We start from the raw sequence: 14090 nt of genomic DNA, 5'->3' as shown, positions 1-14090 counted from the left end.
TTTTGCCGAAGATCAATCCTGCGTAGCGTGCGAAGTAGGGCCGCTGGCCCGTCTGGAACCGGAGGATGGATGAAAACCCACATCGTACGCGCCCGCGCCGCCGCCGCAGACTTTCCGCGCGCAGAACATTTGGCCACCAGAATTGCCGAGGTCGCCGCCGATCCGGTCGAGGTGACCGCCGAGGTCAGCGCGATGATCGTGAACCGGATCATCGACAATGCCGCCGTCGCGGCGGCCGCGCTGGTCCGCCGCCCCGTGACGAATGCGCGGGCACAGGCACTCGCACAGCCGCATGCGCCGCGGTCCGATCGGTCCGGCGCCACCGTTTTCGGCTTGTCGCCGCAGCGCCGGGTATCGCCGGAGTGGGCCGCGTGGACGAACGGAGTCGCGGTGCGCGAGCTCGACTTTCACGACACCTTCCTGGCCGCCGAGTACTCGCATCCGGGCGACAATATTCCGCCGATCCTCGCCGTCGCCCAGCACACCGGTCGCGGTGGCGCCGCGCTGATCCGCGGCTTGGCCACCGGTTACGAGATCCAGATCGACCTGGTGCGCGGAATCTGCCTGCACGAACACAAGATCGATCACGTCGCACATCTCGGTCCATCGGCCGCCGCCGGCATCGGGACGCTCCTCGGCCTGGACACCGAGACGATCTATCAGGCGATCGGGCAGACGCTGCACACCACCACCGCCACCCGGCAGTCCCGCAAGGGGGAGATCTCCAGTTGGAAGGCGTATGCCCCCGCATTCGCGGGAAAAATGGCGGTGGAGGCAGTCGACCGGGCCATGCGCGGCGAGGGTGCTCCGGCACCGATCTGGGAGGGTGCGGACGGCGTAATCGCCTGGCTGCTCGGTGGGCCGGACGCGGAATATCAGGTGTCGCTGCCGAGTCCGGGCGAGGCGAAGCGGGCCATTCTCGACAGCTACACCAAAGAGCATTCGGCCGAGTACCAGAGCCAAGCGCCCATCGATCTCGCGCGTCGAATGCGGGCGCGCATCGGCGATCTCGATCAGATCGCCACCATCGTGCTGCATACCAGCCACCACACGCACGTGGTCATCGGCACGGGCTCCGGTGATCCGCAGAAGTTCGATCCGCATGCCAGCCGCGAGACTCTCGACCATTCCGTTCCTTATATATTCGCGGTCGCGCTACAGGACGGCAGTTGGCATCACGAGCGGTCCTACGCACCCGAGCGGGCACGTCGGGCGGATACCGTCGCGCTGTGGCGCAAGATCTCGACGGTCGAGGATCCGGAATGGACGCGCCGCTACCACGCCACCGATCCGAACGAAAAGGCCTTCGGGGCACGGGCGGTCGTGACGCTGAAGAGTGGCGAGACGATTGTCGATGAGCTCGCTGTGGCGGATGCGCATCCGCTGGGTGTGCGGCCGTTCGCGCGTGAGCAGTACATCGCGAAGTTCCGCACGCTTGCCGAGGGGGTGATCGAACCCGCGGAGCAGGACCGTTTCCTCGACGCGGTGCAGCGCACGCCGGAGCTGGCCGCCGGGGAATTGGATCAGCTGACGTTCACCGTGTCGCCCGAGGTTATGGGGCGGGCACCGCAAGTGCGCGAGGGGATCTTCTGATGACGCTCTACTCTCCGCCCCAGAGCAGCGCCTGCGCGGCGATCACATCGGTGCCGTTGAAGGTGACGGCGGGCGATCCGTGCAGTCGGTAGCCCTGATCGAGCAGGCCGCTGATCCGTTCGCAGAAGGTGGCGTCGTCGACGCCGGTGATCAGCCGATAGCGCAGGGGACGATCTTCGGGCCCACCCGTCTCCCGGCCGCCACCCTTCATGGAATCGCTGCGCGATGCTGCACTCATGTGCTCAGCCTAGGACGGTGGTCGCGATGACAGGACTGCTCGCCGCCGCCACGAGCGCTGCCGATAAACGTGCGGCGCTTCGGGCCGGATTGGCCTCCGGACAAATCCAGCGCTGGCCGGGAGCATTCAACCCGTTGGTGGCCAAGCTGATTCAGGAGCTCGGCTTCGAGGGCGTCTATGTCTCCGGCGCGGTGGTATCGGCCGAACTCGCACTACCGGATATCGGCTTGACCACCCTCACCGAGGTGACCGCGCGGGGACAGCAGATCGCGCGGGTGACCGATCTGCCGGTGCTGATCGATGCCGATACCGGCTTCGGCGAGCCGATGAATGCGGCGCGCACGGTGACCCTGCTGGAGGATGCCGGGCTCGCGGGTTGCCATATCGAGGATCAGGTGAATCCCAAACGCTGTGGGCATCTCGACGGCAAGGCCGTGGTTCCGGTCGACGAGATGGTCCGTCGGTTGCGTGCCGCGGTCTCCGCCCGACGGGACCCGAACTTCGTCGTCTGCGCGCGGACCGATGCGCGCGGGACCGAGGGGCTGGATGCGGCGATCGATCGAGCCAAGGCGTACGCCGACGCGGGGGCCGACCTCATATTCACCGAGGCACTCGCCGATGCCTCCGAATTCGCGAAGTTCCGTGCAGCAGTGGATATTCCACTGCTTGCGAATATGACCGAGTTCGGCAAGTCGGAGTTGCTATCAGCTCCGACCCTGGCGGATCTCGGCTACAACGCCGTGATCTACCCGGTGACCACGCTGCGCTTGGCGATGTTCGCGGTGGAGCGCGGCCTGCGTGAAATCGCCGCCACCGGAACGCAATCCGAGCTGGTCGGCGAGATGCAGCACCGGGCGCGACTCTACGAATTGCTCGACTACCAGCAGTACAACGACTTCGATTCCGGAATCTTCGATTTCACCGTGAGCGAGCGTCGCGAGCGAACCATAAGCACAGCGCGCTTCACGCACGACGGAGCCGAGCGCCAGCGAGGCGCAGGAGTGAGCGAGTAAACGATGACTGAAATCAAGAAGGGCCTGGCCGGGGTGGTGGTCGATACCACCAGCATCTCCAAGGTTGTGCCCGAAACGAATTCGCTGACCTATCGCGGCTATGCCGTGCAGGATCTGGCCCGGCACTGCGGTTTCGAGGAGGTCGCCTATCTGCTGTGGTACGGCGAACTGCCCGACGCCGCCCAACTCCAACTGTTGTGTCAACGTGAACGCGCCCAGCGGCGCATCGATCGCTCGATCCTGTCGCTCATCGATAAGATGCCGCAGAACTGTCATCCGATGGATGTGGTCCGGACTGTGGTCAGCTACCTCGGCGCGGAGGATGCGGAACTCGATGCCGCACAAGGCGACCGGGCACTGTTGGCGAAGGCGCTACGGCTTACCGCGGTGCTGCCCACGGTCGTCGCCGCTGACATGCGACGTCGTCGCGGGCTGGATCCTATTGCGCCACACTCACATCTGGGCTTCGCCGAGAACTTTCTGAACATGTGCTTCGGCAAGGTGCCGGATCCGCGCATTGTGCGGGCCTTCGAGATTTCGCTGATCCTGTACGCGGAGCACAGTTTCAACGCATCTACCTTCGCCGCGCGTGTGGTGACCTCGACCCGGTCGGATATGTATAGCGCGATCACCGCTGCGATCGGTGCGCTCAAGGGTCCGCTGCACGGCGGTGCCAATGAAGCCGTCATGCGCACGATGCTGGACATCGGTGAGTCCGAGCTGGCCGCCGAGTGGTTGCGCGCCGAGCTATCCGGCAAACAGAAGGTCATGGGGTTCGGGCATCGCGTGTACAAGAACGGCGACTCGCGGGTGCCGACAATGCGCGAAGCCCTGGAGCAAGTCGTGCAGGTGACCGGCGGCCAGCGCTGGTTGCGCATGTACACCGCATTGGAGCAGGCCATGGCCGAGGCCACCGGCATCAAACCCAACCTCGACTTCCCGGCCGGACCCGCCTACTACCTGATGGGATTCGACATCGAAATGTTCACGCCGATCTTCGTGCTGAGCCGCATCACCGGCTGGACCGCCCACATTGTCGAGCAGTCCGCCGCCAATGCCCTGATCCGTCCGCTGTCCGAATACGTCGGGGTGCCGCAGCGCGAACTGCTGGTCGCCGGCTGATCCTGGCGCAACCAAGCGATTGTTTGGTGTAATCGGTGCGATCGAATCGACCGATGTGCCCGATCGTATCGGCGCAAGGAAGCGAGCGAACCGAATGCCGAGCCCCGACGAAATCGTCACCGCCATGTGCCGCAGCTGGGCCGATCCCGACCCGGACCAGATCAGCGCCTTCTTCGCCGAAGACGCCGTCTACCACAATATTCCGATGGAACCCATCAACGGCCGCGCCGCCATCCGCGATTTCATCGCCGGTTTCCTCAGCACCTTCGAATCCATTGAATTCGACGTGCACCACCAGGTCGCCGCCGGGAATATTGTCATGAACGAGCGCACCGATATCCTGCGCGGCCTGGGCAAAGACACACCGCTACCGGTAGTGGGCGTCTTCGAGGTCGCCGACGGCGCCATCACCGCTTGGCGGGACTACTTCGATATGGCCGCCATCAACCGCGCCTTCGGAACCGAGCCGGCGGCCGAATAATCGAGGGAATCGGCGGAACCGAATCGGTCGGCCATGCGTCGAATAGGACATCGGGGGTGATATCTGATGGCGACGTATGAGGAGGGGTTACGCATGGATCGTTGCTCGGAATGTCATACGGCCTGGCGGCGGGGACTGAGCGCACGGTCGCGCCTGCGGCCGATGGTCCGCAATGGCGAGAGTTGTGAGAGGTACACGCCGCGTCGTCGGCTCCGGCCTTTTCCCGGGGCCGAATCTCATTGATACGCAGCCCGATAGCGCGGTGACCAAACCGCGCTATCGGGCTGCGCGCTCTTTCGCGCAATCGTGTGCGGATGCGGGCGTTCGCGACGTCGGGGTTTCGCGCCGGGCGGCGTCGATGCTGTTGGAATTGGGTTCGCCAGACAGTGCGCACACATGCGGGCGCGCCCGCCCTCCCGTTGGAGAGGGCGAGCGCGTGATCCCGCTAGCGCACCGCTGCCGCGGCAGCGACCAGATTGCGCAATGACGCCTCGACCTCTACCGGTCCACGGGTCTTCAATCCGCAGTCCGGATTGACCCAAAGCCGTTCGGCGGGAACGGCCTTCAGTGCGGCGCGCAGGGAGGCGGTGATCTCCTCCACACTCGGCACCCGCGGTGAGTGGATGTCGTACACGCCCGGTCCGACGCCGAGATCGAAGCCTGCGGCATTCAGATCGTCGAGCACTTCCATATGCGAGCGCGCTGCCTCGATCGAGGTCACATCGGCATCCAATCCGGCGATCGCATCGATGACCTCACCGAATTCCGAATAGCAGAGATGGGTGTGAATCTGGGTGGCATCCGAAACCCCGGAGGTCGCCAACCGGAACGCGCCGACCGACCACTCCAAGTACTCGCCCTGATCGGCTGCGCGCAGCGGCAGTAGCTCCCGCAGCGCGGGCTCGTCGACCTGGATGATCCGAATGCCCGCGGCCTGCAGATCGACCGTCTCGTCCCGGATCGCCAGCGCCACTTGACGTGCCGAATCCGCCAAGGGTTGGTCATCGCGGACGAATGACCAGGCCAGAATCGTCACCGGGCCGGTCAGCATGCCCTTGACCGGCTTATCGGTCAACGATTGCGCATAGCCGATCCAATCCACGGTCATCGGCGCGGGCCGCGCCACATCGCCGAACAGAATCGGCGGGCGCACGCAACGGGTGCCGTAGGACTGCACCCAGCCCGCGTCGGTGGCGGCGAATCCGTCGAGCTGCTCGGCGAAGTATTGCACCATGTCATTGCGCTCCGGCTCGCCGTGCACCAGTACATCCAGGCCCAGCTTCTCTTGCAACGCAATGACATCCGCGATCTCGGACCGCATCCGCCGCACGTACTCGGCCTGATCGATCTCACCCTTGCGCAATGCCGCACGCGCCAGCCGGATCGCCGAGGTCTGCGGATACGAACCGATCGTCGTCGTCGGCAGCGATGGCAACCGCAGCCGCTCGGCTTGCAATGCCCGCCGCTGTTCCGCGGGTGCCCGCCGAGTTGCATCCGTGCCGAGCGTGGCCAGCCGCGCCCGCACCTGCGAATTGTCCAACCGAGGATCGGTGCGCCTAGTGGCGAGAGCGGTACGGACCGTAGCCAATTCGTTGGCGATCGCCCCGGGCCCCGCACTCAGTCCGATCGCGAGCAACCGCACCTCGGCGACCTTCTCCGCACCGAACGCCAACCACGAACGCAGCCGCTCATCGAGGCCGGTTTCGCTTGCCAGGGTGTAGGGCACGTGCAGCAGCGAGCAGGAACTCGACACCGCAACGGATTTCGCGCACCCCAGCAGCGTGCCGAGCGTCGCCAAAGCCTTTTCCAGATCGGTCCGCCAGACATTTCGACCGTCGACCACACCTGCCACCAGCAGCTTGTTCGCCAGCGCCGGCACACCGGAGAGATCGGCGTCAACGGTGAAATCCAGTGCGATGCCTTCGATTTCGGTCTCGGCCAAGGCACTCAACGCAGCACCTGGCTTGCCGAAGTAAGTGGCCACCAGTAGCGCGGGACGATCCGTCGCGGCCGACAGTTCGGCGTAGGTCCGCCGCACGAGTTCGACCTCATCAAGGGATAGATCGGTGACCAAGACCGGCTCGTCGAGTTGCACCCACTCCGCGCCCGCCACGGCCAGCAGCCGCAACAGCTCCTGATAGAGCGGCACCAACTCGTCGAGGCGATCCAGCGCCGCACCGCCGGTCGCCTTCGCCAGCTTCAGGAAGGTGATGGGTCCGACCACCACCGTCCGCGCGGGCACCCCGAGCGCGAGCGCCTCCCGCAACTCATCCAGCACCTTCGAAGGATCCAGCGAGAACACCGTCTCCGGACCGATTTCCGGCACCAGATAGTGGTAATTGGTATCGAACCACTTGGTCATCTCCAACGGTTCGACCGTATCGGTGCCGCGTGCGGCTGCGAAATAGCGATCCAGTGGATCGGCGATACCGGCTACCCGGGGTGGCAGCGCGCCGAACAGCACGGCGGTATCGAGCATCTGGTCGTAATAGGAGAAGGTGCCGACTGGGATGGAATCCATTCCGGCGCTTTGTAATTTGGTCAGCTGGTCGCGCCGCAGGTCGCGGGCTATCGCGTGCAGTCGCTGCGCGTCGATGCGTCCGGCCCAGTAGGACTCGGTGGCGCGCTTGAGCTCACGGTGCGGCCCCACCCGCGGGAGACCGAGAACCGTCGCGGTGAACGGATTATGCGTAACAGTCACGAATTTCTCCAGTGCTGAGATCGAAGACCATCGCCCTACGAGCTAGCGGAGACCGAGTGACGTGCCGGTGCACCGATGGAGCCCGACAATCGCACAGAGGTCCGCGCGCCCAATCCACGAGGCGGTGGCCGCCGGATACGGCGTATCCGACACGGCTGGCAGGTCTTCGGACTTGCGGGCACGGGCCTTCTGGCCGACCCCGTAAGGGGCTCACCTACTGGCCGTCGCTTCCCGGGTGGTTGCCCAGTGCTTGATGACGGCGGTCGTTCCTGCATACCGCTGCGGGACAGTCCCGGATTCTCACCGGGTTCCCTCTCATCCGCGCACCGGTTTCCCGATCCGCGAACTCGACTCCGTAACGCGACGTCGGGGCTCCATCTCGTCTGCGCACGGCGAACCAGCTGCGTCAACCAGCATAGGCGGCCGCACAATCGGATTTTCGCAGTGCCCGATGCATAGCGGGTTTGCGAAGTTGTCGCCAGGTGCGTTCGAGGCGCCGCTGGCACCCGACCGCACTTGTGACCGCGACGGACGGTGAGATGTGTCGGCGAGGTGAACACAACTTCGCAACTCTGCTAGGACTCGTTGTGAAGATTCCGCGAAGGGGACTTCCCTGTCAGGCCACGATTCCGGGCCGGGTACCTTAGTTCAATGTTCTCGAAAGTCTTGGTTGCCAACCGTGGCGAGATCGCCATCCGCGCCTTCCGCGCGGCCTACGAACTCGGCATCGGGACGGTCGCAGTCTTCCCGTACGAGGACCGCAACTCGGTCCACCGGTTGAAGGCCGCGGAGTCCTATCAGATCGGCGAACAGGGACACCCGGTCCGGGCGTACCTCTCGATCGAGGCGATCATCGCGGCGGCCAAGTCCGCGGGTGCCGACGCCATCTACCCCGGTTACGGCTTCCTGTCCGAGAACCCGGACCTTGCCGCGGCCTGCGCCCGCGAGGGCATCACCTTTATCGGTCCGTCGGCCGAAGTGCTCGAACTGGCTGGTAATAAGGCCCGCGCGATCGAGGCGGCGCGGGCGGCGGGTCTGCCGGTGCTGCGCTCCAGCGCCCCCTCCGCCGATGTGGACGAACTGCTGGCCGCATCCGCGGACCTGGACTATCCGATCTTCGTGAAGGCCGTCGCAGGCGGCGGTGGCCGCGGCATGCGCCGGGTTGCCGATCCCGCACAACTGCGCGAATCGATCGAGGCCGCGTCCCGCGAGGCCGAGTCGGCCTTCGGTGATCCGACTGTCTTCCTGGAACAGGCCGTGGTGAACCCGCGCCACATCGAGGTGCAGATCCTGGCCGACCAGCACGGCAATGTCATGCACCTGTTCGAGCGCGACTGTTCGGTGCAGCGCCGCCACCAGAAGGTGATCGAGCTCGCGCCCGCACCGAACCTGGATCCCGCACTGCGCGAACGTATTTGCAACGACGCGGTCGCTTTCGCCCGTCAGATCGGCTACAGCTGCGCGGGCACCGTCGAATTCCTGCTCGACGAGCGCGGCAACCACGTCTTCATCGAGATGAACCCGCGCATCCAGGTCGAGCACACGGTGACCGAGGAGATCACCGATGTCGATCTGGTGCAGTCTCAGCTGCGCATCGCGGCGGGGGAGACCCTCGAACAGCTCGGTCTGAGCCAGGACGAGGTCGCCATTCGCGGTGCGGCCCTGCAGTGCCGGATCACCACCGAGGATCCGGCCAACGGCTTCCGACCCGACACCGGCCGCATCACCGCCTACCGCACCCCCGGCGGTGCGGGCATCCGCCTCGACGGTGGCGCGAACCTGGGCGCGGAGATCGGCGCCTACTTCGACTCGATGCTGGTCAAGCTCACCTGCCGCGGCCGCGATTGGCACGCCGCCGTGGCGAGGGCCAGTCGCGCGCTCGCGGAATTCCGTATCCGCGGCGTCACCACCAATATCCCGTTCTTGCTCGCGGTGCTCGACGATCCGGACTTCAAGGCGGGCCGGGTCACCACCTCGTTCATCGATGAGCGCCCGCAGTTGCTGACCCTGCGTGGTTCGGCCGACCGCGGCACCAAGATCCTGAACTACCTCGCCGATATCACCGTGAACAAGCCGCACGGCGAGCGCCCGACCACGGTGTATCCGCACGACAAGCTGCCCGCCATCGATCTGAGCGTGCCGCCGCCGGACGGTTCGCGTCAGCGGCTGCTGCGCTTGGGCCCCGACGGCTTCGCGCGGGCGTTGCGTGAGCAGAAGGCCGTCGGCGTCACCGACACCACCTTCCGTGACGCACACCAGTCGCTGCTGGCCACTCGGGTGCGCACCAATGGTCTGCTCGGCGTGGCCGGACATGTCGCGCGCCTGACACCGGAACTGCTGTCCATCGAGGCCTGGGGCGGCGCGACTTACGATGTGGCACTGCGCTTCCTGTTCGAGGACCCGTGGGAGCGGCTGGCCGCACTGCGCGAGGCCGTGCCGAATATCTGCCTGCAGATGCTGCTGCGCGGACGCAATACCGTCGGTTACACGCCGTACCCGGAGCAGGTGACGCGCGCGTTCGTGCAGGAGGCGACCGACACCGGCATCGACATCTTCCGCATCTTCGACGCGCTCAACAATGTCGACCAGATGCGTCCGGCCATCGATGCGGTGCGCGAAACCGGTACGGCCATCGCGGAAGTCGCGATGAGCTACACCGGCGACCTGTCCAACCCGGACGAAAACCTCTATACCCTCGACTACTACCTCAAGCTCGCCGAGCAGATCGTCGACGCGGGCGCGCATGTGCTGGCCATCAAGGATATGGCGGGCCTGCTGCGCGCTCCGGCCGCCGCGACCCTGGTCTCCGCGCTGCGCAGCAACTTCGACCTGCCGGTGCACGTGCACACCCACGACACCCCCGGCGGTCAGCTGGCCACCTACCTCGCCGCCTGGCAGGCCGGTGCCGACGCGGTCGACGGCGCGAGTGCCGCCATGGCCGGAACCACCAGTCAGCCAGCACTTTCCGCGATCGTCGCGGCCGCGGCGCACAGCGAATTCGACACCGGTCTCAACCTGCAGAATGTCTGCGATCTGGAGCCGTACTGGGAGGCGCTGCGAAAGGTTTACGCGCCGTTCGAATCCGGGCTGCCCGCGCCGACCGGCCGGGTGTACACCCACGAAATCCCGGGCGGTCAGCTGTCGAATCTGCGTCAGCAGGCCATCGCGCTCGGCCTCGGTGACCGTTTCGAAGAGGTCGAGGCGAAATACGCTGCGGCGGACCGACTTCTGGGCCGCCTGGTCAAGGTCACCCCGTCCTCGAAGGTGGTCGGCGACCTCGCGCTCGCACTGGTCGGCACCGGCGTCGATATCGAAAGCTTCGCCGCCGATCCGGGCCGCTACGACATTCCGGATTCGGTAATCGGATTCCTCCGTGGCGAACTCGGCAATCCGGCGGGCGGCTGGCCCGAACCGTTCCGCAGCCGGGCACTGGCCGGGCGCGGACCGGCCAAGCCGGAGACCCCGCTGACCCCCGCGGACGAGGCCGGACTCGCCGGTTCCTCCGAACTGCGCCGCGCCACGCTCAACCGCCTGCTCTTCCCCGGTCCCACCACCGAATTCCTCGCACACCGGGAAAAGTACGGCGACACCATGGGCCTGTCGGCCAACCAGTTCTTCTACGGACTGCGCCGCGGCGATGAACACCGTGTGCAACTGGAGAAGGGCGTCACCCTGCTCATCGGACTGGAGGCCATCTCCGAACCCGATGAGCGCGGTATGCGCACGGTCATGTGCATCATGAACGGCCAACTGCGCCCGGTCGCCGTGCGCGACCGCTCCATCGCCAGCGATATCCCGGCCGCCGAGAAGGCCGATAAGAACAACGCGGGCCATATCGCCGCCCCGTTCGCCGGTGTGGTGACACTCGCTGTGTCCGAAGGCGATTCGATCGCGGCGGGCGATACCGTCGGCACCATCGAGGCGATGAAGATGGAGGCCGCGATCACCGCGCCGCGCGCCGGCATCGTCGGCCGGGTCGCGATCGGCAAGGTGCAGCAGGTCGAAGGCGGTGACCTGCTGGTCGAACTCACGGTGCGCGAGTCCGCGGCCGAATGACCCGGATCGTCGCGGGTACCGCGGGCGGGCGGCGGCTACGTGTCCCGCCCGCGGGTACCCGGCCCACCTCCGATCGGGTGCGTGAGGCGCTGTTCAGCGCCCTGGCCGCCCGCATCGATTTCGACGGCCTCCGTGTACTCGACCTCTACGCCGGATCCGGTGCACTGGGTCTGGAAGCCCTCTCACGCGGCGCCACCCATGCCCTGCTTATCGAATCCGACCGCAAAGCCGCAGCCATCGTCCGCGGCAATATCGCGGACCTCGGCCTGCCGGGTGCCGAACTCCGCATCGGCTCCGTCGCCACTGTCCTGGCGGGCGGCGGTGCGGGCAAATACGATGTGGTCTTCTCCGACCCGCCTTACGACGTCGACACCGCGACGGTCACCGCCGACCTGCGTGCCCTCGCCGAACACGACTGGCTGGCACCAAACGCCCTCGTCGTGGTGGAGCGTTCCATCCGCTCACCCGAGATCGTCTGGCCCGCAGGCTATATCCCCGCCAAGGCGCGCAAGTACGGCGAAACCCGCATCGAACTAGCCGAATTCGCCCCGGAGTAACTCCGCCGTCGCGGCATTCGAGGTGAGGATCCGGCCTCCTGATACCGTCTGTTCATGGCAGGAGCGTTGTGCCCGGGCTCGTTCGACCCGGTGACCAATGGACATATCGACGTCTTCGCGCGGGCCGCGGCTCAATTCGACGAGGTCGTGGTGACCGTCATGGTCAATCCCAAGAAGCAGGGCATGTTCAGCGTCGAGGAGCGTATGGAGATGCTGCGCGAGGCCACGGCGCACCTGCCCAATGTCCGGGTGGATTCCTGGCAGGGTCTGCTGGTGGATTTCGCCAAGCAGGAGGGGATCGGCGCGATTGTCAAGGGGCTGCGCGATGCCACCGATTTCGGCTACGAACTGCAGATGGCGCAGATGAACAAGAAGCTCAGCGGCGTCGACACCTTCTTCATCGCCACCAATCCGACCTTCAGCTTCCTGTCCAGCTCACTGGTCAAGGAAGTCGCAACCTACGGCGGCGATGTCACCGACATGCTCCCACCCGCCGTCCACAAGCGCCTGCTCGATCGCCTGGCCGAACGCAAAGGCTGAACGCCCCCAACGAAATCCGCCCCGGTTCCGAAGAACCGGGGCGGACTCGTGATGAAAGCTCAGAAGACCAAGCCGCGCAGGGCGAGGAAGCGCATACCGCCGACCGCAGCGGTGATGGCCAGGACAGCCGCGGCCTGGAACGTACCGCCCATGCCGGGTGCCCACAGTTCGAGCGCGGCCAGCGCGGCGGTGGTGATCCCGAGTCCGACCAGCGCGAGCCCGCCGCCCTCCCACTGTGCGGTGAACCAGCCGACCCGGCCTGCGGCGTGGAAGGTGAGCTGACGGTGCATTTCATTGGCGATCACGGTGCTCACGGCCGAGCCCGCGATATTGGCGACCAGGGGACCGACGCCGTGCATCGCGAAGAAGAGCAGTACGTAGGCGACATTGCTGGAACCGCCGACCAGGGCGAATCGGATCAGCTGAGCCAGTGCGCGGTCGCCACGCAGATACTGCATCAACTGGCCGAACCGAGCAGCCGTCCCCGGCTGCAGTATGGGGTAGGGCCCCACCCACGGCGTGTACAGGCTGCTTGTCGGCAGAACCGCCGTCCGCGGTAGTTCCAGTACGGTCATTGTCTTTCCGATCCCACACGAGCCTTCGGTACGGACAACCGCGATGGTCATCGCAATCCGCCCGGTCGGCCTCCTCTAACCCCACAGTCCCGGTCAGGGCCTGCGATCTACTTAAGAAGATCTTGTTGCGACCTTCTCGATAAATGTAACACCAAGTGGAGACATATCCTCCACTTGTTTTTGTGGCGTGCGAGACACCTACACGACACACCGGTGGATGACTCGGCACGAGCCGTGACGAGGGGCACACTGGGCCTACGGCGGAAAGTTTCGCCGTAGGTCTGCACGAGAGTGGGGTAGGAGCATGTATCGCGTATTCGAAGCTCTCGACGAGCTGGTCGCCATCGTCGAAGAAGCGCGCGGCATCCCGCCGACCCGCAGCTGCATCGTGCCGCGCGGTGACGTGCTCGAACTACTCGACGACGTACGCGATGCACTGCCCGGCGAACTCGACGACGCCCAGGATGTGCTCGATCATCGCGACAAGATCGTCTCCGACGCTCGCACCACCGCCGAGACGACCGTGACCACCGCCAACGACCAGGCGCACCAGACCATTGGATCGGCCCGCGAGGAGGCCGACCGGATTCTCGCCGACGCCAAGGCGCACGCCGACCGCATGGTCGCCGAGGCCAGCGCGCACGCCGACCACCTGGTGAATACGGCACAGGCCGAGGCCGACCGCATCGTCGCCGACGGCAATGCCGAATTCGAGGCTGTCACCGGTCGGGCCCGCATCGAATCCGAGCGGATGATCGAGGCCGGCAAGGCCTCCTATGACCGTTCGGTCGCCGAGGGCGAGGCCGAGCGCGACCGCTTGGTCACGCAGACCGAAGTGGTGCGTGCCGCGCATGCCGAATCGGCCCGGTTGATCGACGGTGCGAACGAAGAGGCCGATCGGATGCGCGACGAATGCGACCACTACGTCGACAGCAGGCTCGCCGACTTCGAGGAGACCCTCAACTCCACTCTGCGGACCGTGCGCGGCGGGCGTCACCAACTGCGCTCGGGTGCGGGCGCTCCGGATTACGCGGCCGACTATCGTCGCTGAACCCCACACGGCCCGCTCCATCCGGGCGGCACCTCGACAACCGCACCGTTTGTCGAACGTCGCTGGGCGGCGCGGTCGGAACGACCCAGACGGTTTGGGTCTTCACCGTGCCCTCGCGTATTGTGGACTGGTTGCCCATTTCCCCTCGAATGTGAAGTGAGTT

At 65.8% G+C, this 14090-nt stretch carries 11 protein-coding genes and 1 riboswitch; of the genes, 8 read left to right on the top strand and 3 right to left on the bottom strand.

The features are described from left to right. The first annotated feature begins 69 nt into the window (after window positions 1–69). The gene (locus tag OIE68_RS21700) at window positions 70–1593 is read left to right on the top strand and encodes an MmgE/PrpD family protein (protein WP_327101178.1); all 1524 of its coding nucleotides are present in this window, start codon (window positions 70–72) and stop codon (window positions 1591–1593) included. A 7-nt stretch (window positions 1594–1600) separates the two neighbouring features. Here the strand turns inward: OIE68_RS21700 and OIE68_RS21695 are convergent, their stop codons facing one another. Continuing rightward, window positions 1601–1831 (bottom strand): DUF1737 domain-containing protein, encoded by a 231-nt coding sequence (locus OIE68_RS21695; RefSeq protein WP_327101177.1) that lies wholly within the window; start codon window positions 1829–1831, stop codon window positions 1601–1603. A 26-nt stretch (window positions 1832–1857) separates the two neighbouring features. On the opposite strand from OIE68_RS21695, the gene prpB reads away from it, so the two are divergent. The 3 genes from prpB to OIE68_RS21680 all read left to right on the top strand — a co-directional run bounded on the left by prpB (window position 1858) and on the right by OIE68_RS21680 (window position 4447). Next, window positions 1858–2844 (top strand): methylisocitrate lyase, encoded by a 987-nt coding sequence (gene prpB / locus OIE68_RS21690; protein ID WP_327101176.1) that lies wholly within the window; start codon window positions 1858–1860, stop codon window positions 2842–2844. Window positions 2845–2847: 3 nt separating this feature from the next. Continuing rightward, window positions 2848–3966 (top strand): bifunctional 2-methylcitrate synthase/citrate synthase, encoded by a 1119-nt coding sequence (locus tag OIE68_RS21685; protein ID WP_327101175.1) that lies wholly within the window; start codon window positions 2848–2850, stop codon window positions 3964–3966. A 94-nt stretch (window positions 3967–4060) separates the two neighbouring features. Beyond that, window positions 4061–4447 (top strand): nuclear transport factor 2 family protein, encoded by a 387-nt coding sequence (locus tag OIE68_RS21680; protein WP_040693478.1) that lies wholly within the window; start codon window positions 4061–4063, stop codon window positions 4445–4447. Between the two features lie 445 nt (window positions 4448–4892). Here OIE68_RS21680 and metE read toward each other — a convergent pair whose 3' ends face one another. Further along, a complete protein-coding gene (gene metE / locus OIE68_RS21675; RefSeq protein WP_327101174.1) occupies window positions 4893–7148 on the bottom strand; it encodes a 5-methyltetrahydropteroyltriglutamate--homocysteine S-methyltransferase in 2256 nt (751 codons plus the stop codon). A gap of 139 nt (window positions 7149–7287) precedes the next feature. Next, window positions 7288–7494, bottom strand: a riboswitch (cobalamin riboswitch). A 305-nt stretch (window positions 7495–7799) separates the two neighbouring features. Between metE and OIE68_RS21670 the strand changes: the two genes are divergently transcribed. Genes OIE68_RS21670 through coaD form a run of 3 tightly spaced genes read left to right on the top strand, consistent with a single transcriptional unit; the run spans window position 7800 to window position 12301 of the window. Next, complete coding sequence (locus tag OIE68_RS21670; protein WP_327101173.1) at window positions 7800–11204, top strand: pyruvate carboxylase; 3405 nt, start codon at window positions 7800–7802, stop codon at window positions 11202–11204. Continuing rightward, window positions 11201–11761 (top strand): 16S rRNA (guanine(966)-N(2))-methyltransferase RsmD, encoded by a 561-nt coding sequence (rsmD, locus tag OIE68_RS21665; RefSeq protein ID WP_327101172.1) that lies wholly within the window; start codon window positions 11201–11203, stop codon window positions 11759–11761. Before OIE68_RS21670 ends, rsmD begins: the two co-directional genes overlap by 4 nt. 54 nt (window positions 11762–11815) lie before the next feature. Further along, window positions 11816–12301 carry a pantetheine-phosphate adenylyltransferase gene (gene coaD, locus OIE68_RS21660; RefSeq protein ID WP_327101171.1) on the top strand — a complete coding sequence of 162 codons (486 nt, stop codon included), beginning with the start codon at window positions 11816–11818 and terminating at the stop codon, window positions 12299–12301. Window positions 12302–12360: 59 nt separating this feature from the next. Here the strand turns inward: coaD and OIE68_RS21655 are convergent, their stop codons facing one another. Next, window positions 12361–12876, bottom strand: a complete 516-nt coding sequence (locus OIE68_RS21655) for a GtrA family protein (RefSeq protein ID WP_327101170.1) — start codon at window positions 12874–12876, stop codon at window positions 12361–12363. Window positions 12877–13180: 304 nt separating this feature from the next. Here OIE68_RS21655 and OIE68_RS21650 point away from each other — a divergent pair, with 304 nt between their 5' ends. After that, the gene (locus OIE68_RS21650; protein WP_040693429.1) at window positions 13181–13927 is read left to right on the top strand and encodes a DivIVA domain-containing protein; all 747 of its coding nucleotides are present in this window, start codon (window positions 13181–13183) and stop codon (window positions 13925–13927) included. Window positions 13928–14090: the final 163 nt, after the last annotated feature.

It is taken from the genome of Nocardia vinacea (assembly GCF_035920345.1).
Classification (GTDB): Bacteria; Actinomycetota; Actinomycetes; order Mycobacteriales; family Mycobacteriaceae; genus Nocardia; species Nocardia vinacea_A.
Note: the sequence above shows the minus strand (reverse complement) of the source record. Positions and strands in the feature narration are given on the sequence as shown.